At 31.9% G+C, this 23348-nt stretch carries 15 protein-coding genes and 1 pseudogene; 7 read left to right on the top strand and 9 right to left on the bottom strand.

What is annotated here, in order from left to right; genetic code table 11:
- Positions 1 to 115: 115 nt before the first annotated feature.
- The 4 genes from JBL43_RS17840 to JBL43_RS17825 all read right to left on the bottom strand — a co-directional run bounded on the left by JBL43_RS17840 (position 116) and on the right by JBL43_RS17825 (position 8436).
- Positions 116 to 4669: an MG2 domain-containing protein gene (locus tag JBL43_RS17840; protein ID WP_198842750.1), complete on the bottom strand. Its 4554-nt coding sequence runs from the start codon at positions 4667 to 4669 to the stop codon at positions 116 to 118.
- Complete coding sequence (locus JBL43_RS17835) at positions 4669 to 7443, bottom strand: carboxypeptidase-like regulatory domain-containing protein (RefSeq protein ID WP_198842749.1); 2775 nt, start codon at positions 7441 to 7443, stop codon at positions 4669 to 4671. Before JBL43_RS17835 ends, JBL43_RS17840 begins: the two co-directional genes overlap by 1 nt.
- Positions 7444 to 7635: 192 nt before the next feature.
- On the bottom strand, positions 7636 to 8193 hold the full coding sequence (locus JBL43_RS17830) for a hypothetical protein (protein ID WP_198842748.1): 558 nt from the start codon (positions 8191 to 8193) through the stop codon (positions 7636 to 7638).
- A 24-nt stretch (positions 8194 to 8217) separates the two neighbouring features.
- A complete protein-coding gene (locus JBL43_RS17825; RefSeq protein WP_198842747.1) occupies positions 8218 to 8436 on the bottom strand; it encodes a hypothetical protein in 219 nt (72 codons plus the stop codon).
- 430 nt (positions 8437 to 8866) lie between these two features.
- On the opposite strand from JBL43_RS17825, the gene JBL43_RS17820 reads away from it, so the two are divergent.
- The gene (locus JBL43_RS17820) at positions 8867 to 10945 is read left to right on the top strand and encodes a TonB-dependent receptor plug domain-containing protein (RefSeq protein WP_198842746.1); all 2079 of its coding nucleotides are present in this window, start codon (positions 8867 to 8869) and stop codon (positions 10943 to 10945) included.
- Between the two features lie 70 nt (positions 10946 to 11015).
- Positions 11016 to 11654: an HmuY family protein gene (locus JBL43_RS17815; protein WP_198842745.1), complete on the top strand. Its 639-nt coding sequence runs from the start codon at positions 11016 to 11018 to the stop codon at positions 11652 to 11654.
- Positions 11655 to 11770: 116 nt separating this feature from the next.
- On the opposite strand, the gene JBL43_RS17810 is transcribed toward JBL43_RS17815, so the two are convergent.
- Together JBL43_RS17810 and JBL43_RS17805 are read right to left on the bottom strand one after the other, a co-directional pair.
- A complete protein-coding gene (locus tag JBL43_RS17810; RefSeq protein ID WP_117883904.1) occupies positions 11771 to 13555 on the bottom strand; it encodes a ribonucleoside-diphosphate reductase subunit alpha in 1785 nt (594 codons plus the stop codon).
- Positions 13555 to 14829 (bottom strand): ribonucleotide-diphosphate reductase subunit beta, encoded by a 1275-nt coding sequence (locus tag JBL43_RS17805; RefSeq protein ID WP_198842744.1) that lies wholly within the window; start codon positions 14827 to 14829, stop codon positions 13555 to 13557. Before JBL43_RS17805 ends, JBL43_RS17810 begins: the two co-directional genes overlap by 1 nt.
- A 322-nt stretch (positions 14830 to 15151) precedes the next feature.
- Between JBL43_RS17805 and JBL43_RS17800 the strand changes: the two genes are divergently transcribed.
- Positions 15152 to 15793 carry a spermidine synthase gene (locus JBL43_RS17800; RefSeq protein WP_198842743.1) on the top strand — a complete coding sequence of 214 codons (642 nt, stop codon included), beginning with the start codon at positions 15152 to 15154 and terminating at the stop codon, positions 15791 to 15793.
- A 79-nt stretch (positions 15794 to 15872) separates the two neighbouring features.
- On the opposite strand, the gene JBL43_RS17795 is transcribed toward JBL43_RS17800, so the two are convergent.
- The 3 genes from JBL43_RS17795 to JBL43_RS17785 form a co-directional block, all read right to left on the bottom strand.
- Positions 15873 to 16934, bottom strand: coding sequence for a mandelate racemase/muconate lactonizing enzyme family protein (locus JBL43_RS17795; RefSeq protein WP_198842742.1), 1062 nt, complete (start codon positions 16932 to 16934; stop codon positions 15873 to 15875).
- A 194-nt stretch (positions 16935 to 17128) separates the two neighbouring features.
- A complete protein-coding gene (locus JBL43_RS17790; RefSeq protein WP_198842741.1) occupies positions 17129 to 18199 on the bottom strand; it encodes an N-acetyltransferase DgcN family protein in 1071 nt (356 codons plus the stop codon).
- A gap of 17 nt (positions 18200 to 18216) precedes the next feature.
- Entirely contained in the window at positions 18217 to 19278 is a 1062-nt protein-coding gene (locus JBL43_RS17785) for a pyridoxal-phosphate dependent enzyme (RefSeq protein WP_198842740.1), read from the bottom strand.
- 236 nt (positions 19279 to 19514) lie between these two features.
- Between JBL43_RS17785 and JBL43_RS17780 the strand changes: the two genes are divergently transcribed.
- From JBL43_RS17780 to JBL43_RS17760, 4 genes and pseudogenes are all read left to right on the top strand, one after another.
- The gene (locus JBL43_RS17780) at positions 19515 to 20156 is read left to right on the top strand and encodes a PA3715 family protein (RefSeq protein ID WP_198842739.1); all 642 of its coding nucleotides are present in this window, start codon (positions 19515 to 19517) and stop codon (positions 20154 to 20156) included.
- Positions 20157 to 20159: 3 nt separating this feature from the next.
- A complete protein-coding gene (locus JBL43_RS17775) occupies positions 20160 to 20507 on the top strand; it encodes a hypothetical protein (RefSeq protein WP_117883897.1) in 348 nt (115 codons plus the stop codon).
- Positions 20504 to 21573, top strand: a pseudogene (locus JBL43_RS17770) (glycosyl hydrolase family 18 protein); the annotation flags it as partial. The gene JBL43_RS17775 and the pseudogene JBL43_RS17770, both read left to right, overlap by 4 nt.
- Positions 21574 to 21657: 84 nt before the next feature.
- Entirely contained in the window at positions 21658 to 21939 is a 282-nt protein-coding gene (locus JBL43_RS17760) for a T9SS type A sorting domain-containing protein (RefSeq protein WP_157972943.1), read from the top strand.
- Positions 21940 to 23348 lie beyond the last annotated feature (1409 nt).

Here is a 23348-nt window from a genome sequence, read left to right as displayed (position 1 = left end):
TACTCACTGAAAAAATCTCCTTTAATTGAGATACCAGACCACCATTACCTGATACAGATATTTCAATTTTATATTTTATGTTTTATGTTTTATGTTTTATGTTTTATGTTTAAAATTATTTTATTTCAATTTTATTACCTCCAATCCAGTATTTATACTCGCTAGCATAATATAAATAAGCAGTTGAAGCTGGTGCTTGGTAAACGCCTGCTACTTCTGATTTTAAATCAAGTTGAATGGTTTTATTTTCTTTCGCGGCAAAAGCTCTCCAATATAAAACCAAATAATTATCGAAAATTTCATAAAAAGCAACTTCTTCTCTATCTACAATTTCCTGCAACTGCCATGATTGAACACTTGCTCCTGAAGGAATTCCGATAATGGCGATTGGCATGGATACATCTTCATTCGTTTTGTTTTCTAAGTTAACGGACATCCTGATATTATCACCGACTTTATAATTTTTATTTTCAATTTGAATGCTTAAATTAATTCTCGTTTCAGGTGATGAATCTGGTAAATAGCTGTCCCAACCTATAGTAAGGCTATACGGAAAAGTTACTTCTGGGTTAGAAAATTTTACTTGTACTTTTTGACTTCCAGAAGTAATATGTTTATTAAAATCATCAATAGTAATTTTTCCATTCTCATCTATATTTAAATCAGATTTAAAAGACTTTCCATTAACTATTAATTCAATAGGGTCATTTTGTTCAATCATTTTTCGCTTACTTATTTTAGTAAACTCAATTAAGGATTTCAGAGCCATTGAAGTAGATTGTGTTGAACCAAAACCGCCATTTTGTCTGAGACTTACAAGGTGTTCCACGCCTTGTGAAATTATATCAACATGATCTTTAGATTTCATTAGTGCCAGTAAAACAAATGCCGTAGTTTCAATATTTTTTGAATTACCATAGGATCTTGTAATGGTGTTTTCAACTGGCAATTTTTCAAACCCGTATTTGTTTAATTGATCTATTATCTTGTTTGTCAAAACAGTGGCATTTTCAGTTTTATTCATATTATAGCTCGTCAAAGCCATTAAAGCCATACGATATATATCTTCACTCTTTATTGCTTCAGTGTAAGCCTTATCAAATTCTTTAATAATATCTACTGAAACTCCTGATTCCGAAAGTGCGTATACTATGTAGGCATTTGCAACTTCTATGAGAGATTTTGCAAAACTATCATAACCTAAATCGCTCTTTTTAAAACCACCTTTTCCATCTTTTCTACTTATTAACCATTCAACGGTTCTTTCTATCATCTTCTGGTCAACATTAGGATAAACGGCTTTCATTTCATTGAATTCTAGAATCCCATAAGCAGTTAAAGTTTCATGTGGTGGGGTTTTTCCGAACCATTCAAACCCACCTTGGCTAGTTTCATAAGCAATCAATTTTTTATATCCATCTTCTATGTATCCAAGGGCTTTATCTTCAATTTCAGGATTGTTCTTACCCGTTTCTTGTAAATATTTTAACACTAAAATATTTGGATAGGTACTTGAAGAGACCTGCTCAAAACATCCATATGGTTGCCTAATTATGGATTCTATTCCATCCATAACATCACCCACAATATCAGTGTAAATAGTAAAGTTTGCCAAAATTGTATTAGGTACGACATGGTTTACATCAAAGTCAAAAGTTTGATTTTTAGTACCCGACATAGAAACTTCTGTAGGAAAATAAGGACTGACAATCGCTATTTTTTTATCTAACACATCGTTCAAATTTTTAGATTTCACTGTTACAGTTATTGTTTCTTCTTCAGATTTTTCTATTGGAATAATTTTTACATTCACTATTGAACTGCTTGCTGCATCAACTGAAATTGAAGTGTTAAAATCAGTAAGCAATTTTATACCTTTTGGAAAATTAATATCCAACTTGACCGTTAATATTTGGTCCGATTCATTTCTGACCGTAATAGGTAAAACCACAGTATCATTAACTGTTAGATAGGCAGGGACCTTAAAATCGACATTCAGTAGTTTTTTAGTGCTGAAAAATTTTTCTTGTCTTCCTATTAATCCGTTTGCACCAATACCTTCTGCTGTGATTTTAAAGGAAGTAATAGCATCTGAATTGTAAAACTCAAATTCCGCTTCTCCGTTTTCGTCAGTTTGTACTACTGGATTCCAATAAATTGTTTGTCTAAAGTCCGAGCGTTCTTCTGACAATTCTTTACTGTCATATTTCGGCATATAAAACGCACTCCGTTTATTGAAATTTCTGCTTTTTTGAGGATAAAAAGTAGCCACAGAATAATTATTATACTTAATATTATTTAAACTTTTTTTACCATAATTATTAATTTTCCTATTTTTAGATCGCATTACAATAACACCATTTGCCCCTCGACTTCCATATAATACGGTTGCAGAAACGTCTTTTAAAACAGTTACGCTCTCTATATTATCAGCAGCAATAGCAGCAACATTTTCTACTACAGTTCCATCTAGAATAAATAATGGTTCGCCGTTTCCTGAAACAGATCTACTTCCTCTTATAGAGATATTTCCAGTGGCTCCCGTTACCCCATAAATTTGAGTATTAGCAACCTCAACCCCGCTTACTTTCCCTTGAAGTACTTTTACCAGATCTCCATTTTCAGCCAGCCCTTTTGAATTGATAATGGCAACACTTCCTGTTAAATTTGATTTTTTCATTACACCGTAACCTATAACTACAACCTCATCTAATGCACTGTCAGATGCCAACATGATATCCGATATTTCCGCCTTTTGTTGAATTGTTTTTTTTATAGGATTTTCGTTGCCAATAAATTGTTGTTTTTGTTCATCATCTACATCAATAATTGTACTCGTAGCTTCACTTGAAAAATTGGCTGTTGTACTTTTTTGGTTGTTAATCAAAACGTGACGTTGGTCATCAGTATAAGCGAGTAAAACATAGGTAATTCCTCCCTGCTTTTTAAATGAATATTGTCCCTTTTCATCTGTATCAAATACACCAACTTCATTGCCAATCATATCAAAAAGTAATAAATGTGCTTTTACAGGTTTTCCATTTTTTAATGTAACAATACCTGATTCAATAGATTGCTTTTCAGGCTTAAACTTGGCATTTTCAAATGTAACTTCAGTGTAAGTTCTCCAGCCATGTGTTAGCATTACATAATCTAATGCTTTATCGGCTTTTAATTCTTCTTTATCAAAGTAAAAAATAGGCTTATAGATTTTACCTTTCAATTCAGATGACATCAATAAATAAGACAACATATGGTCTTGCTTATCATCCGCCAAAGAAATTAATTTATTATCTGCAACTGCGATGGATAAGTTTGACGGAATGGGATTGTTGTTTTTATCTGTAGTTTTTAATTTAACTTTTACTCTTTCTCTCGTTTGATAGCTTTCTTTATCTAAAGTTATATCTACATTAAGTTCTTGATCTTTATTGATAAATACAAGTCTTTCTGCTATTATGTTTCCATACTTATCCTTAATAGAAAACTTTGAAATTCCCATTGGATAATCCTTTGTATTTACTTTTATAATTTGCGATTTGGAACCGATTTTTTTTGTTAATAGCAATTTATTATTATTTTGAACTTCTAAGGATAAATTCTCGTCTAGCGTTGATACCAAATTTACAATTGTATGTTTTTTTTCGGTGGTTACTGAAAATTTAACCCCTTTTACAATCGACATTGGCAACGTAATACGTTTTGAAGACTTAAAAGGTGCTGTAATTTTAGCATAATAGTTATTTGTCCTCGTTGACAATTGAAAAGACCCCATACCATCATGATAACTCGAAAAATTTGCTACTTTAATCCCTTTTTCATCTACTATTTCACCAGAAACATCTACTGGTTTTCCGAATTCATTTAAGGCTTTAAACGCAATGTTATTTTCATTGTCTATTAATATCTGTCCGCTTTCTGGGAAAAATTGTAAGTCAATATTATCTAATACAACAGGTACACTTCTCGCAATAGATTCCGTGCTTCCTTGGTAAGGAATTTGCACATTGAGTAACACATCAGAAGTTTCTAAAGTATCAGGTAATTGAAAAGTTGGATTTGCTTTTCCATCATTATCTGTATTTATTTTTTTTGTCAAAAAAGATTTTCCACTCACCATTACATCAAAAAGAATGTTGTGATTTTTTAGAGGCTGGTTTTTTAAATCTTTTACCTCGAAATCGGCAATAACCTCTGAACCACTTCCATAGCCTTCTTTTTGAAATTTTAAGTTTAATAATAGGTTGGGTTTTACTACTTTCTGAACTGTAATCTTTTTTTTGAATAAGGCTTCTTCCCCAAAATTACGCATCCAATTGGTGTATAGTTTTAAGGTATAAACTCCTCCAGACCAATCATTTGAAATATTAAAATCGCCATAAGCATAACCTTGGTTAATTTCTAATTTTAATTTCGATACTACGGAACCTTTTGGTGATATCAACTCTGCAGTTAATACATCACTATATGCAGTAATTTTGTTTTCAGCATCGATAACATAAGCTTTAAACCAAAGGGTTTCTCCTGGAAAATAGAACGTTCTATCTGTCTGAGCGTATACTTTTTCTATAGTATTTTTTTGATTATTTTCTGTAGCTTTAAATGAAAGCATCATTAATAAAGCTATACAAAAGATAATTGTGTTCGAATATTTTTTAGTTGAAACCATTATATTTCTAGATTTAATTTTAAACCAATTTCTGTGATTAAAGGTGTGTTAAAAAAATTGAGTGCTGTACCCGTTGAAGCTCCAAATAAGCTGCTGTATGGATTGGTTCCTTTAAACTTTGAATAGGTAAATAGATTATTTGCGTAAATTTTAACGTTTAGATTTCTTACAAATCGTTCGTTCCAATGCTTTGTATAACCAATTTCTACAGATTTCAAATTGAGATAACTACCATCAACAATAGCACCTTCCGCTACTCCTGAAAATCCGTAACGCACAAACTTATTGCCTTGTAATCCATTTTCGGGATTGGCAAAATCTACCGGAATAGTATTTACATCACCTTGCTGATTTACACCCTCAAAAATATAATTGGTAATTTGACGGTCATTGGCAGAGCGTGAAGAGCGTCCTAAATAATCTAAGACGTTTTGAGTTCCATTCCAGACATCTCCACCTTTTCTGACATCTATAACAAAATTGAAACTAAAGTCCTTCAGCTCAAAATTATTTGAAAATCCCATATTAAAATCAGGAGTTGGGTCGCCAATAATTTTGAGTGTTTCTGCCACCATTGGAAAACCCGAAGCATCAATAATTTTATTACCACTTACATCTCTTGCATATGCAGAACCTACCAAAACTCCAGCAGGTTGATTGGTAACTAAATTTTGAGAAATGGTCTTAAAACCTGCAATGGGTACAGATTCATGGTTAAGCATTTTCGTAACATTTGATTGATATGTAGCAAAAACAATATTTGGAGTGTATTTAAAATGGTTATACCGATCTCTAAAAAAAGCTTGAAAACTAAGTTCAAATCCATTCGTTCTTACGTCAGCAACATTTGCCAATTCATAGTTGTTTTGATTAAGTATTGGAAATACAGAGTTATTCGTTTTATTTATATAATAGGTAAGGTTAAGGTTTAAACCAATTTCTAAAACTCTTGCTTGTAAGGAAGCGTCAATTTCAAAATTTGTTTTTTCTTCCAGATTAAGGTCTCCTGTTAGAAATAAATCATTGTTATCTAAATAAAATCTAGATTGTTCTGGTAACAGATTAAGGCTATTGTGACTTCTATTGGTATATAATAGTGGGCTTTCATTTACATTTTTTGAAACACTTGCAGACAAGGACAAATTATTGATCCAATTTGAATTTAGCATATTTCTAAACTCTCCAGTTACATTAAGAGCTGGCAACCATAATTTTGAGTTTTGAATAGAGGAAACAAAGCTATTATTTGTTAACACTACGGTTAATTGTTCATTCCAGAACTTTGAAGTAATAGTATTATTCCATTGTAAGGTATTTCTATTCTTATGTTGCGATTGATTGTTAATAACCAATCCGTTTATTTCATTTAAATCATAATCCAAACCCTCGTTTTGATAACTAATATTTGATTTTATTCCAAGGTTAAACACACTCAAGTATTTGCTATAATTATATTGAATAGCAATGTTGGTTTTTTGATCATCTACTTTTCTATTTTTAGCATATCCATCAAGAAAACCAGCAGTGTTTTTTGCAAATTTTACAACTTCCGTGGAACTAGAATTTGTAAAATTAATAGCTGGTTCAAGACTTGAAACATCAGATAGTTTAATTTTCTGTTTCAGGCTTGCAATAAAATTGTCCGTTTTTATAGTATTGTCAATATTGTCAAATATCCATGATGGGTTATTTAATATATTACTGAAACTACGTTGAGAACCATCATTTAATACGACACCTTGTCTGTTTTCAAAGCTGATTGGTGTTGCCATTGCATTTAACAACAAATTTGTTTGATATCCATTCAAATTGGATTGATTATTATCAGTAACCGTATAATTAATAAACGCATCCCAATTGATTTTTTTGGTATTGTTTTGCGTTAAAAAATTGGCATTAAATTGATTGGTGGTGTTTTTATTGACATTAAAAATATCATTATCTATAGTATTTTTATAATCTAAACCTAAAAGGTAATAAGCAGAAGAAACATTAAAATACAAATGATTATTTTGTCTTAGAGATGTGTTCAATATTGAATTGTCATAAACATTGGCAGGTTTTGCTGAACCTGTACCTTTTGGAATTAATTTTCCGTTTACATCATAAGGATAATTGCTATTGTCAAACTCCAAGTTGGAAATTCGTGGTCCAAAAGAAAAAACACTATTACTTTCCGGACCAAGGTGAGTAGTATTGTTATTTACAGGTTCGCCTTGACTATAGGTATTCTGTAAAGATGGTAAATTGCTATTTTTTATTGACTTTACAGTAAAATCTGACGTAAATCCAACTTCATAAAAAATATCAGGAAGAAAATAACTTAATTTAACCTTTTCCTTTTCTATCTCAATTTTTTTGATTCTATCATATTGGAAATAAACATCACGATTATACTCTTTTTCATTTCTTTGAATACTGAATGGCTCATTATCACTTTTTACAGCATTATTATAGGCATCAGAGAGTATATTTTTAACAGGAATTTCTGGTGTTAGTGTCAGGTTATTAGCATAACCCAACATTCTGGAAGTAACTGTTACTTCTTTAGTATTCATACCTATGAAACTGTAAATCAGAACATCGCGAACAGAACAATTAATGCTGTATTGTCCATCAAAATCAGTCTGTGTGCCTGTGTTTGTTCCCTTAATTGTTATTGAAACTCCTGGTAATGGACCAGATTCATCTGATAGCACTCCAGAAATTATTCCCTGTTGGGCAAAGGTTAAAATTGGGATAAAAAATGAGATTAATATAAGTAGCCTTTTCATTGTTAGTTGATTTGATTTCAAAAATAGTATGCTTATACTTTAAAAAAAACTAGTAATGAGCGAACAGGTTTTTTGAGTTAGGGAAGATGTTATAATTTCAATAAACTGTCAATCCGTAAAAAAATTTACTCTACTTCATAAGGTTAAACTTAAACCCTACAAATGCAATTATAAATATCATGACGAGGATTATCACAAAAAAAAACATTCATTGTGTATTTTATCATCAATATATTTGTCATAATCCATCCCCACATCATAAAGTTGTTCATTTTTTGTACTCATATTGTATACTAATGGTCTCTTGTAGCGATGGTAGAAATTGGATAGGAAGTTTGGGTTTTTTGCTTGCGTGAGGGCATTATTTAAATAAACAATTATAATTGTGTCACCTGATTTCAGATTTATGTTCCTAAAATCAGAACCACCTAAAGATGCACTTTCGGGTATAAACTGTGGAGAACGGAACTTAATGGGACTATTTTTGACTGAAACAGTTATTTCGGCAAATGAAGGTTCATAATATTGCCTTAGCATTTCAGGAATTGGCATCCTATAAAGGAATTCTACATATGCCGAATCAACAACAACTTCTTCTTTAATAAAATCTTTGTCAGTTAATTGAGCTGCTTCACTCTTTTGGATATTGGCTTTTAAAAATGCACCACCAATAAAAACAGCCATTGTAAAAATAAAGGCTATCAATCCGAAAAGAATCCGTTTCCATAATTTGGATTTTGACTTTTTCATTTTGGATCGATAACCTTTTTAATATTATTCTGGTCGTTGAACCTCTACCTCTTCTTCTGTATCTCCACTTGCTCCAATAAAGAAAAGTACAGCACCTAGCACTACAAGTCCTATTCTAATAATCCAAGCTGTAGTTTCTCCCCAAGCACCGATCCAACCAAGGATTCTAAGCTCATAATTAAAGAAATATAAAATAATTGATGCAATTCCGAAGATTGCAATGTATCCTCCTATTTTTGACATAATTTTTGGTTTTAGTTAAACTATTAAACGTTTCAAATGTATAAAACTTATGTTTCCAAAAAATTAGGCAATCTATATTCGCGGCTTATCGAGGAATATTTAGACTATTTGAAGAAATATTTATAATTAAAAAGACCGCCTAGCAGACGGTCTTTCACTTTTTCTCGCTCAAAGCGATTTTCCGCCTCTAGCATTTTGTAGAACTATAACGCAAATAATGGTTAAATATTTTTTACAACTTTTATTTATATTATTAAAACATGATTATTAGTAAAATGTTTAAGTAATAAATAGCACATACAACTTTACTAAGTGCTTCATTTTTAATAATCTAATTTTAAATGTATGAAAATAATTAAATTTTAACTCAACCTATTTAGATTGATTCAAAATAACCCATATATTTGCACGAAATTTCACCAAAACGGATTTGAGTAAAAAACATATCTTTACTTTATTATCACTTTTTTTCACCTTTCTTGTATCTTCTCAAGAGGAAAACCCTACTACAAAAGATTCTGTAAAAATTGAAAATTTAGAAGAAATTATAGTTACGGCTACTAGAACGATTAGACAATTATCTTCACTCCCATTACCTGCCCAGATTATTTCTCAGAAAGACATTCAACGCTCTAATTCTGTTCGTTTAAATAATATTTTGAATGAACAAACCGGATTAATAACGATACCCGATTTTGGTGGTAGCAAAGGTATTCAAATGCAAGGTTTAGATGGTGCATATACCTTAATTCTTGTAGATGGCGTACCCTTGGTAGGTCGTTTAGCGGGTACTTTAGACATTAGTAGAATAACTGTAGGTAATATTAAACAAATTGAGGTAGTACGCGGTGCTTCTTCTAGCCTCTATGGCAGCGAAGCTCTTGGTGGTGTTATTAACATTATTACAGAAACTCCTAAAAATGGTTTTCATGGAAACCTAAATTATAGAATAAGTTCATTTAACACACACGATTTAGGGACAACATTAAGCTACAAAAAAGATAAATTAGGTATTAGTACGTTTTTTAATAGATATAGTAGTGATGGTTATAGTTTAACTGATCGTAACGAGCTAAGTACTGTTGATCCTTTTCGAAATCATACTATTAACCCCAAACTAACCTATAAATTTTCGAACAGAACTGATTTGATTGTTGCTGGTAAATATTACAATCAAAAGCAAGATTATGTTGCCTCGTCATTATTAAAAGGTGAAACAAAAATAGAAGATTGGAATACGCATATTAAATTAAATAATAAATATAGTGATACATGGAGTAGTTATTTTGAATTCTATGCTACCCAATATAACGCCAATGAATATTTAGATGATGCCAATTCTACATCAGCAACTGATGCTTTTTATAAGCAATTGCTTGTTCGTCCAGAAATTAGGGCAACCTATAACCCGAATGATAAATCATCATTTATCGCTGGTACTGGCTTTAATCATGAAACTTTAGATAGGACTGATTTTTCTGAAAAGCCCATTTATAATTCACCATATGCCTATTTACAATATGATGGTAATCCCACAGAAAATATAAATATTATTTTAGGTGCACGTTTCGATGGCCACAGCGAATACAAATCACAGTTTAGTCCAAAAGTAGCATTACGCTATGAAGTAAATGATAAACTAGCTTTAAAAGGATCTATAGGTTATGGATTTAAAGCTCCTGACTTTAGACAACTCTATTTTAACTTTACAAATGCCACTATTGGCTATACACTTTTAGGATATAACGCAGCCCCAGAAGCCATAAAAGCATTAGATGAGCAAGGTCAATTAGCTATAATTTCTATTTCATTAGACCAATTTGATAGTGAATTAAAACCTGAAAATTCTGTGAGTATAGATTTAGGCTTTGACTATAAAATATCTACAACACTTAAGTTAGACCTGAACTTATTTAGGAATAATATTGATGATTTAATAGATAATAAAATAGTTGCAACCAAAACGAATGGACAAAGTGTATTCAGTTATTTTAATATAAACAAAGTTTACACACAAGGTTCAGAATTTAATATCACTTGGAGGCCTGATAATCAATTAAAAATTACTGGAGGTTATCAATTGCTATATGCAAAGGATAAAGACGCAGAAAAAGCATTTAAAAATGGAGAAGTATTTGCGAGAGTAGATGCCAGCTCCCCTTCATTTCAACTCAAAAAGGACGATTACTTTGGTTTGTTTAATCGCTCTCGTCATATGGCAAATTTAAAAGTCTTTTATAATATTCCTGAATGGAATATGGATACCAACATTAGAGGAACTTATCGAAGTAAATATGGTTTAAATGATAAAAACGGCAATAGTTACTTAGACAGTTATGACGATTTTGTAGACGGCTATGCAATTGTAAATGTTGCCGTAAACAAAACCATTTATAAAAACTATAGATTAGGACTTGGTATTGACAATATTTTCGATTTTACGGACCCCCAAAATATTGGTAATATACCAGGTAGAATTCTTTACGCAAAACTTAATATTCAATTATAATTTATAACACTAAATAAACATGAACTTTTCAAAGAAAAATCACGAACACATTACAAAAAATAGTAATTCTATGAGTAAAACAATAAAATTTTTAATAGTAGTAGCATTATTTGTAGGATTTGCATCATGTAGCGATGATGATGATCCAACTCCGTTAGTAGAAGTAAAATCTGAAAGTATAGTTAATTTACATGCACCAGTGGAAGGTGGAAGCCAGCAGGGAGCACCTACTTTTTCTGGAGAGTTTACTAAGTTTGATTTTGCAACAGGTAAAACCACGACTAGCGAAACAGAATGGGATATCGCCTTTAGAGGACTTTCAATTATTGTAAATGGCGGTACGTCTGCGGGCACAACAGATGAACCGATAAGAACTAAAGAAGCCGCTGTATATATTGCTTCTGGAACTATAGCATCTGTTACCGAAGCGAATTTATCAATGTTTAAGCAAGATTCAGAGACAGGATATGCCATCCCTGAAGGAAGTGGTAATGGATGGTATACTTATGCAGGAGACCCTACACATTTAATCAATCCTACACCAGGAAAAATATTGGTAGTTAAAACTAGAACTGGAAACTATGCAAAAATGGAGATTTTGAGCTATTATAAAGATGCTCCAGCAGAACCAGATGCATTTACTGATGAAAGTCCTTATTTTACTTTCAATTATGTTTATCAACCAAATGACGGTGTAACAACCTTCTAAAAAAAAAGAAGCAAAACCACTTTATTATTGGATTTGAAATCTATTTAAAATAGTCAATAAAAAAGCCAGATACATTTAATTGTATCTGGCTTTTTTTATGGATTGTAAACTAGCTATTACGCTTCGCAACTACTACACTCTTTCTTTTGTTTAAACTTCTGAGCTGCATTCATACTGTGTTGATAGTACAATGACTTTAAGCCCATTTGCCATGCTGTAACGTGTATTTTGTTGATTTCCTTAACAGGAGTATCTGGGTGTATAATTAGGTTTACCGATTGCCCCTGGTCAATATGATTCTGACGATTGGCTGCTTGATAAACAACATCCATTTGATCTATTTCAGGATATGTTTTAAACACCTCTTTTTCATTCTCACTTAAAAACTCTAAATGTTGTACTGAACCATCCCGTTCACGGATACTATGCCAAACACTAGTTGTATTTTGACCTTTCTCCTCCAATAACTTAACTAAGAATGGATTTTTAATAGTAGTTTTTACTTTCGCAATATCTTTTACATATATATTAGACCAAATTGGCTCAATACCTTGAGAAACTTGTCCTAATATAAAAGCGGATGATGTTGTTGGTGCAACAGCATTCAATGTCGCATTTCTTCTTCCGTATCCTTTTAAAACCGCTGGCTCTCCAAATTTATCAGCTAACTCAGCAGATGCTTTGTAAGATTTTACTTTAATATTTTTAAAGATCTCGTTGTTTAACATGTACGCTTTTTCACTATTAAATGCTAGATCCTTAGACTGCAATAATGAATGCCAACCTAAAACGCCTAGACCTAAAGCACGATTGTCTTTTGCAAAATTATAAGCACGCTCCATAAACAAAAACGTTTGACGGTCTTCACGACTATCAGAATCTCGATACCTTTCTAACTTCTCAAGAAATTCTGAAATTACTGCATCTAAAAAGTAAACCATAGTTTCAACAGCATCTGTATCTTTCCACTTATCATAATGAAGCACATTTACTGATGATAAAACACATACAAACGACCAATCATCGTTTGATGGTAACATGATCTCTGTACATAAATTACTAGCGTAAACTGTATGTTGTTTGTCTTTATAAACATCGGCCGCAAAATTGTTAGCATGATCTTTAAAGAAAATATAAGGATACCCCATTTCACCTCTACGTTGTAAAACTTTGGCCCAAATGGTACGCTTATCAGCATCACCATCAATCATTTCTTGCATCCACTTGTCTGTAACCGTTACACCGTGCGTTAACTCTTGAATCGGATTACCTTCAGTACCAATTTCCAAAAATTCCATAATATCTGGATGCTCTACAGGTAAGTAAGGCGAAAAACGACCACGACGTATAGAACCTTGGCTAACGACATCTACCATAGATTCAAAAAGTTGCATAATATGCACTGCTCCAGACGCTTGTCCGTTATCTGTCACTTCAGCACCACGACCTCTTATTTTTCCAAAATATCCTGAAGTTCCACCTCCAAGTTTAGACATCATACCCACTTCAGATTGGGTATAAAGTATATTACCCATATCATCGCCAATATGCGAACCAAAACAGCTAATTGGCAAACCTCTTTCTTTACCGAAGTTTGACCATACTGGTGATGCTAATGAGAAAAACCCTTCTGACATATAGCCAAAGAATTTATCTGAAAAACCAGGCATATCTAAAATTTGTTCTGCTCTATCAGCAATTTCTCTAATTCGTTGCTCTGCATTTACGCCTTCTGATAAATAGCCCGAATTTAAAAAATTACGACTATGTTCATTTAACCATTCAAAACCGGTTTCTTTTGATGGAGCTAAATTTTTAAGCGTTTCTTTTCTTGCTTTTAAAAGTTGTTCGTTTAATAAAGTTGTCTTTGTTGATTCTTGTGTTTTGTTTAAGTCGTTCATTAAAATAAGTCGTCGCTGGTTATACTTTTTGTTCTTTTACTATAGTTGATTGATCGTTTTACGAAAAAATCGCCATGTTTGGTGCCAATAATTTCATCATCAAACCACTCGGTTTCGTTTAATAATATTTCGTCTACTTCAAATACTTTCTCAATGCCAATACTTTCTAAAGAATTGTTAAAACGTTTTTTGATAAATTCATTTACCAAGGCTTTTGGTAGAAAATCTAGTTCGCCTGCTTCAAAAATCCAATCTACAATACTGCTTTCAGAAACAAATGCTTCTCGACACATGTCTTGAATCATTTTGGCGTGATCATCATCAAACCAATCAGGATTTTCATCTTTAATTATTTTGATAATATCAATACCAAAATCACCATGAATTTGTTCTTCTTTAGATGTTGCTTCTACAACATTTGAAATACCTTTTAACATGTTTTTATGCTTGTTAAAAGCCATTATAATTAAAAACTGAGAAAACAATGATACATGTTCGATAAATAATGAGAAAAGCAAAATAGATTCTGCATATTCTTTATTATCATCACTTTTGGCATTCTTTAAAGCGGTTTCTAAATATTGAACCCGTTTCATAATTACAGGCTTTTTCTTTAGGTTCTTAAATTCATCGTTCAAACCTAAAATTTCAAGTAAATGTGAGTACGCATCATGATGACGCACTTCACTTTCTGCAAATGTTGCACCTACTGAACCTATTTCTGGTTTAGGCATTTTATGATAAATATCACCCCAAAAACTTTTAACGGCTACTTCAATTTGAGAAATTGCCAACATTGTGTTCTTTATCGCACTTTGCTCTACTTCAGTTAAGCGAGTTTTAAAATCTTGAACATCACTTGTATAATTATATTCAGTATGAATCCAATATGAATGACGAATTGCCGAAACATATTCATAAAGTGCTGGATACTCGTAAGGTTTTAGGTTAATTCTCTTTTCAAAAATATTCGATTTACGTTTTTGAGCTTGCTCATTTCTATAAAGAATATACCCTTTAGCAACATCAAAAAAGCCACTTTCCATTAACTTGTTCTCAACAAAATCTTGTACTTGCTCAATGGTAGGCAAATAGTCTTGATGTTTTGCTTTTCTCTCTAAAAGAGATTGATAAACACTTTCAGTAATTTTTTCAGCATCATCAATATCACCATGCTCAGCAGCTCTCATTGCTTTAAAAACCGCTTGAGTTATTTTATATAACTGAAACGATTCTTTAGTATAATCCCGTTTTACTAAATGCGTAATTTCCATGGCAAATTTATTTTAAAATACTCGTGAAGTTGAGGACTGTAAAATTGCTGTTTTATCGCTTTCATTTCACATACCCAAGATTATCTTTTTCCAATTTTTATTAACATTGTGTTAGTATCACTTCAACAATATTGATTTACAAACGTTTAACTATCAATACTTAATTTGCGTAATTAAGTTGACAAAAATCTATTATTTACATTGACTTTTGTACTTGTTTGAAACTAACAACGTTGGCAAAAATTTCATTTATCTACAACCGACTTAGCAGTCGAAATTTTATTAACAAATGTTTTAAATTAATCGTAAATTTGTTTTTCAAATGAAAAAACTCTTCAGCTATATTTACCCAGTTACCAAAAAAATAACCTCTAAATTTAGTGGCGAATTGGAAATTACTTGGTACAACGGCATTAAGCACCTAAATTCTACAAATGCCAACTATTCATACGGCTCTCTGCAGAAAATATTAAAAATTGGCTTGCAAAAAATTGATCTTAGTACTTGTAAAGAAATCCTTATTTTAGGAATGGGAGGTGGTAGTGTAATAAAAACCTTACAAAACGATTTCAATTATCAACATAAAATTACAGCCGTAGAAATTGACCCTGTAATTATAAAAATTGCCGATGAAGAGTTTGATGTTAAAGAAGGTAAAAATCTTTCTATTATTTGTGATGACGCCAAAATTTTTATGCAACTCAACACCAAAAATTTCGATTTAATAATCATCGATTTATACATTGACACTAAAGTGCCCAGTCCATTTTTAGAATACCCATTTTGGAGAAACTTAATGAACGCTTCTTCTACTATTTTATGCAATGCTTCTTTGGAATTGAAAGATGGAAATAAAATTGCCAAAATTGTGCAATTATTAGAAGGTAAAAACTATGATGTTGCCCTTGAAGAAAAAGTTAATGGCTCAAATACATTGCTTATTGCCAATAAAAATATAAAATAAAACAGACCGATTAGTATAAAAACACTAATAAACTACTGAATTTCAATCTTCTAAAACTAAACTTAACACCTGAAACATACTAAAGATTTAAATTACCCAATCCAGGATAAGAACTAGGATAAAGCACTCCATCTTTTAAATCAAACAGACCTTTACAAGGATCGTTAATCATGTCGAGGTGCCCGTCTAAGTCAGCATAATGAATATTAGGTCTAGAAAGAGCAAAATGCAAGCCTGCTGAAATACCTAAACCACACTCATCGATACAACCCACCATAGCTTCTAGTTTTGCCGATTTAGCCACAGAATTTATGTGCAACCCTTCTAAAATACCACCTACTTTCTGCAATTTAATATTCACCATATCTATATGCTCATTTTGAGCGAGACGAAAGACATCTTTTAACGTTTTTAAACTTTCATCAGCCATTACTGGCAAGTGCACATTTTGGGTCACTTTACCTAATTTTTCTTCATTTTCTACTAATGTTGGTTGTTCAAATACTTCTATTCCAATTTTTTTAGTTCCTTCTACAAATTCGATAGATTCAGAAAAAGAATAACCTTGATTTCCATCAAATCGTAATTTAATATTTGGATAAGCTTCATGAATTTGCATCATTTTTTCAATATCTTCTGACACATTTAGTCCACCTTTAACTTTTATAATACCAAACCCTTGTTTTACAAATTCTTTGGCTTGTTTCAATGTTTCTTGTATTGGAAGAATTCCAATAGTGATACTTGTCGCAATACTATTGCGATAACCTCCCAAATATTCATACAACGGCACGTCGGCTTTTTTGGCGATTAAATCATGCAATGCCAAATCTACCATTGCCAAGGATGATGACTTTTCTTTTAACAACACTTTTAAATCCGCTAGTATTTTAGCATAATGAAATGGGTTTTTACCTTTTAAAAAAGGAATGATGATATCATTAATAGCTGCTTCTACCGCATCAGGAGTTTCATTCGTAACCACAGGGTCTGGTGCTGCACAACCGTACCCTACCAAAATGGATTCGGTTTCTATTTTTAGAATAAAGTTAACCGATTTACTTATGGTTTCATACGCAATGGTATAAGGTTCTGATAATTTAATATCAAAACGTTGGTAAGATATTTTATTAATTTTCATTTTATTTAAAAGCTAAGCGGACTGCTTGATTAATAACGATGTACTAAAATTAGAAGCAGACCTAAATATTTAAAACACCTAATAGGACCAAGTGTTAATTTGATAATGTTATACGTTACTTTCATCCTTATACGCTCAACGATTATTTGATAGAATTATAAAGAGGAAAATAACGTATACAACTTCAGTGGTTATTATAATTTAGATTTTAACAGGCCAATTAACTCGTCAGCTCCATAAGCTAATACATCAAAAGTTGGTAATCCTGTTTCTTTTTCTACTGCTTCGCAAGCAGGTAAAATTTCATCTGCTGTCATTTCTTCATGATTTATAGTAATTGCAATTACTTTTTTACCTGAAATAACCTCAATAGCATTTATTTGCTCCTTTATTGAATGCAATTTATATCCAGGAAATCCATCATACTCAACACGTTTAGGAGCATGTTGCAAAATAACATAATCCGGTCTTCCGGCAGCCAAAATTTCAAATCCACCTGGATAGGCAGGATTCATTAAACTTCCTTGACCTTCAATGACAATAACATCAGGCTTTTCATTATTGTAGGCACTGACTACTGCGTGTTCAATTTCTCCAGAGACAAAATCATTGATACAACTATCCATAATCATAGAATACTTCGCCCCTTGCATCCAAGCAGTTTGACCAGTTCCTATCATTTCCGATTTTAGTCCCGCTTTTCGAAAAGCGTGAACGATAATCCAAGCTGTGGTGCGTTTTCCAATGGCAGAATCTGTACCTAAAATGGCTAATTTTAAACAATTAACTTTTTCTATATCTCCTGTAAAAAAATGTAGTTGATCTCTATCTGGAGTTTTACGTACATCTCTAATAGTGCAATTATTTTCAGCAGCTAACTTTGTTAGCACTTTATCATTTGTTAGAAAATCATGTAATCCACTATCAACGTTCCACCCCATTTCTAAGGCTTTTTTAATAGTATCTTTAGCCTGAACTGGCAAACGACCTCCATCAGGAGCCAACCCAATAACCAAAGATCTAGGTGTATTATTCGTTTCTGTCAGCTTCTTTACAGCACTTTCAATACTTTTAAAAATTGGTATATTATTTGCCTTTCCATCCAATACTTGTCCAGCATCTTGCCCAGCATAATTACCATCAATAACACCAACAACGTCGTATCGTTCGGTAAAACGAACTAATCCGTGAGCCGTTTTTCCGTTAGGCGTATTAAAAGCATCGTCACAATAAACTAATGCTTTTCCATCAATTGAATTTTTCATCTTTAACTAATTTTATTTTAAAATTTTGCAGTGATAACTGCCACAAATCTATCAGGTTTAAAGTTTAATTTTTCATCTAATTCTAACAAGGCAATAAGACCTGCTGTAGCCGCTGGCAATATTTTTATCCCTTCTTTTTTCAATAAAAACGAACACATTTCTTTCATTTTTTTATCGCTAATATTGAATGCCTCACCTTCCGATTGTTGTAAGGCATATAACGCCTCTTCACCATCAAAACTGTGCCAATTAATTAAGGGTTCATTGTATTTTGTTTCTTTTATAGCTTCAGGGTTTAAATCTTTACAATAATCTAAGCCTTGTTTAAAAGATTGTACAATAGGATTTTTACCAGAAGAAGATCCGGCAATCATTTTAGGAATTCGAGAGGTTTTCCCTCTTTTGTAAAGACTTACAAATCCGCGATAGATACCAGCAAACAAAGTGCCGTTAGAAACCGGGGCAGCACAACACATAGGTGCATCACCTAATTCTTCAACAATTTCAAAAGCGATTTGTGAATAGGCTGAAATTTGCAAAGGTGTATTTACGCCTCCTGGGTTGGCATCATACCATCCATTTATTTCAGCAATTTCTGTGCTACTCATAACAACATCTTCATAACTTCCGGGCAAACGTATAATTTCTGCATTGAGTGACTCCATTTCAACAATCCGATCAGTATGATAGGTTTCTGGTATATAAATTTTACATTTAATGCCAGCAAGATTTGAAGCTAATGCCATTGCTACACCATAATTACCACAAGTAGCTAAAGAAATTACATCAAACTCTCTACGCAATGCATCATAAACTTGAGCAAAAGCTATGCGATCTTTTTGAGTACCTGTTGGATTATCTCCTTCATATTTAATATACAATTGACGAATATCAAACTCACGTTCCAGCGTTTTTGCTCTATTCAAACCTGTATCTCCAGATTCCAAATTAATAATATCTTCGAAACTTTCTAATCGATCTATCAATGAATTGCTTTTATCTTTAACAAATTCACATAGCTTATAAGCTTCAGAGGATACTTTATTTTCCGATGTTTTTACACCATCTTTTAAATCCATTATAGTACGTAATTAACTAAGCTAAATTACTGAAAAATAGAACATCTACTTAAAATATTATTAAGTATTGAAAGATTACTTACTAGTGTATTTAATCAAGGCTTAACTGAATGTAAACGGATAAATTGTATATTGCATTATATATAATGATGACCATGAATTTTAAAAGTATTCTATTTTTTGCTTTTTGCTGCCAAATTTCCTTTGCACAATTATCTGATTTAACATTAAATGTGATGAATCAATTAAATATTAATGTAGAAGATTGTGATGGTTCCTTCGCCGAAATGCAATTACCTTACAATACAGATGAAACGGTTATTGTAATACCCAAAATAGGAAAACTAGAAGAAGATTTTACAGCGTTAGATAGTTATGTCGTTTTAGTCAACAACAAAACGAAAGAAATTAAAAGTTTATTTTTTGAAAGTTACGAAACAAGTGGTTGGCAGTCTGACGCGATTTTTATTTATGACATTAGTATTGACACAACTTCGCATTTAATTAATAAAAACACAAACGCATTTGGTGTTGTTTTACATGAAAGAAGCATGTCGCAACCGAATCCCTACTATGCAAAATCAATTTCATTATTTATCAGTCAGGGCAAAGAATTAAAAAATATTTTAAAAAACTACCCTATCTATGAATCGATAGGCGAAACCGACATGAAGTGTTATGGAAAATTTGAAATTGAAAGCAGACAATTTTCAATATCTAAAAACGCAACTAATGGCTTCTTAGATATCGTTGTTGACATTACCAACAAAACTGTTGTGTATGAGGAAAGCAAAGGTGAATGTGAAGACAAGGTAACTTCTGTGCAAACTGAAAAAGTTACCCTGACTTATGAAAATGAGAAATATAAACAACAATAATCTATGGAAAAATTATGCCCCGAATGTGGATCAAAAATTATTGGCCGTCAAGATAAAAAGTTTTGTTCTGATTATTGTCGTAATGCTTTTAATAATAAAGTAAACAGAGATAGTAAAAACCTAATTAGAAACACCAATAATCGCTTAAGAAAAAATTACAAAACACTTTCAGATCTTAATACAACAGGTAAAACAAAAGTAACCCGAGCAAAATTATTGAATCACAATTTTGATTTTACCTTTTTCACATCAATCTACACTACAAAAACTGGAAACACCTATTTTTATATATATGACCAAGGTTATTTACCATTAGAAAACAATTATTATTTACTCATAAAAAAAGAATGAACCCCATGAAAAAAACATTACTAACTTCCCTTTCATTACTAGTATTTACCTTAAGTTTTAGTCAAGAAATTGATAGAAAATCAACCCATCAACAACATAGTGAAGAATTTGGATATACTAAAATATTAAAATCTTCTTACAATCCAAACGGAGTAGATATAATCCCGCTTCAAACAAAAAAATCTACAAACCTATCTAAAATAATATTTGGATTTCTACCCTATTGGGAATATTCTAGTGGAGCCCATGACAACCTTCAATATGATTTACTTACACATATCGCGGCATTTGATTTTAAAGCTTCCGCTTCAGGTACAATTACAAACCCTTCAGGCTGGCCATGGACAAATGTTATTAATGCAGCACATACTGAAGGTGTAAAAGTTATTATGGCTGTTACTAATTTTAACAGTTCTCAAATTCATACATTACTTACGAACTCGACTTCTAAAACAGCATTATTTACTGCTATAAAAAACACAATAACAACGTACCAATTAGATGGTGTAAATATTGATTTTGAAGGCTTAGACTCTGCGGATAGGGGTTCTCTTATAAATACCTTTATGGCCGATTTAACAGACTACATCCATACAAATTTACCCGGAAAAGAAGTTTCTTTTGACGCACCGGCTGTCAATTGGAGCGGTTGGGAACTTAATGATTTGGCCGAAGCTGTAGATCAGCTCATAGTTATGGCTTATGACTATAATGGGTCTGGAGTTCATATACTGCTGCGGTAGCTCCTTTAACACATCCCAGTGGAGGTATTAGCGTAACTAAATCGCTTACTAATGACTACGGTGAAGCCATAGCTAATTACCCTGAAAAAATAGTACTTGCAGTTCCTTATTACGGCAAGCACTATAAAACATCTTCGAGTTCTGCAGGCTCTTCAATAACATCATATGAAGGTTCCACTTTCTACCAAGATACTGTCATAGAATCTGATAATCATGGTGGCGATGTTTGGAACGCAAGCTCACAAACACCATATTATGCGTGGCAGTCATCCGGTGACTGGCATCAAGTTTGGGCTGACAATGAGCAAAGTTTAGATTTAAAATATAGCTTAGCTTTAAGTAAAAACTTAGGGGGCATAGGTATATGGGCGTTGAATTATGATGGTAATAGAAGTGAATTGTGGGACTTGATTGATACAAAATTTAGTAGCATACTTGCCGTAGATGATTCATTCATAAAACAGAGCTTAAAAGTATATCCCAACCCTGCTAAAGACAACCTTACAGTTTCAAATAATGGTATAGATATTACAAGTATCGAAATTTACAACCTATTAGGACAAAAATTAAATAGTTACAACCCTAACAGAGAGATTCTAGATATTTCAGGACTTAAAAGTGCGGTTTATTATCTGAAAATTAAGGATGAAAATGGTAATAAAGCAACTTATAAAATAATTAAATCTTAAACTGAACTGTATGATATTCAATACATTTTACATCAATCATGATGTTGGTGTGATTTATCTTTGCTAAAGAACAATAAGATATTTATAACTCTAAACACCAGTAGATTAGAATCTATTTAATAATTATTTTCCTTTTTTAGGGGGAATTTCTCGTAGTTAATTGTTTCATATTCGAAGCAACGTTATAAACAACGCTTCAGTCGAAAACGGGAAAATTGCTATGAAAAAGACAATAATTTAACCGATAGACTCATGTCTCCTTTCTCCCCAGAATTAAGACAAAAATTAGTTTAAGTTGATAGTTTAGTTAGAAAAAATAAACCCCACGTAGCGTGGGGTTTTTTTGTATAAAAAACCTCCGTTTACCTGTAAAGAAAACTTCCCAATTCAGAATTAATAATTATATGTAGTAACAAAATAGAAATGAATTTAATATGCAAAAGAAAAATTAAATACGAATCTGTTTTGTAATCGACAGCAAATAAAATTGGTGGTAAAATCACTTTTCAAAATAACAACTAAAATTAATTATATTTTTATATACTGTTTATCAGTTTGTTATAATTTTTAAAACATTTTATTTACTTTTTTAGGGGGAATTTCTCAAAGCTAATTGTTTCATATTCGAAGCAGCGTTACAAACAACGCTTCAGTCGAAAACGGGAAAATTGCTATGAAAAAGACAATAATTTGACCGATAGACTCATGTCTCCTTTCTCCCCAGAATTAAGACAAAAATTAGTTTAAGTTGATAGTTTAGTTAGAAGAAATCAACCCCACGTAGCGTGGGGTTTTTTTGTATAAAAAACCTCCGTTTACCTGTAAAGAAAACTTCCCAATTCAGAATTAATAATTATATGTAGTAACAAAATAGAAATGAATTTAATATGCAAAAGAAAAATTAAATACGAATCTGTTTTGTAATCGACAGCAAATAAAATTGGTGGTAAAATCACTTTTCAAAATAACAACTAAAATTAATTATATTTTTATATACTGTTTATCAGTTTGTTATAATTTTTAAAACATTTTATTTACTTTTTTAGGGGGAATTTCTCAAAGCTAATTGTTTCATATTCGAAGCAGCGTTACAAACAACGCTTCAGTCGAAAACGGGAAAATTGCTATGAAAAAGACAATAATTTGACCGATAGACTCATGTCTCCTTTCTCCCCAGAATTAAGACAAAAATTAGTTTAAGTTGATAGTTTAGTTAGAAGAAATCAACCCCACGTAGCGTGGGGTTTTTTTGTTTAAAAAATGTCCCGTCCTGAAATAGCGATACACTAAAACTATAGTGTAATGAAAACAATAGCAAAGACGGGTTACGTCAAGCGTAGCCAAAAAGATTATTCGCTTTCTTTCAAGCTTCAATTGGTTGAAGAAATTGAATCTGGCCAACTTAATAG

The organism is Aureibaculum flavum, assembly GCF_016406085.1.
Lineage (GTDB): Bacteria > Bacteroidota > Bacteroidia > Flavobacteriales > Flavobacteriaceae > Aureibaculum > Aureibaculum flavum.
The sequence above is the reverse complement of the archived record's forward strand: the minus strand, read 5'-3'. Positions and strand labels throughout refer to the sequence as shown.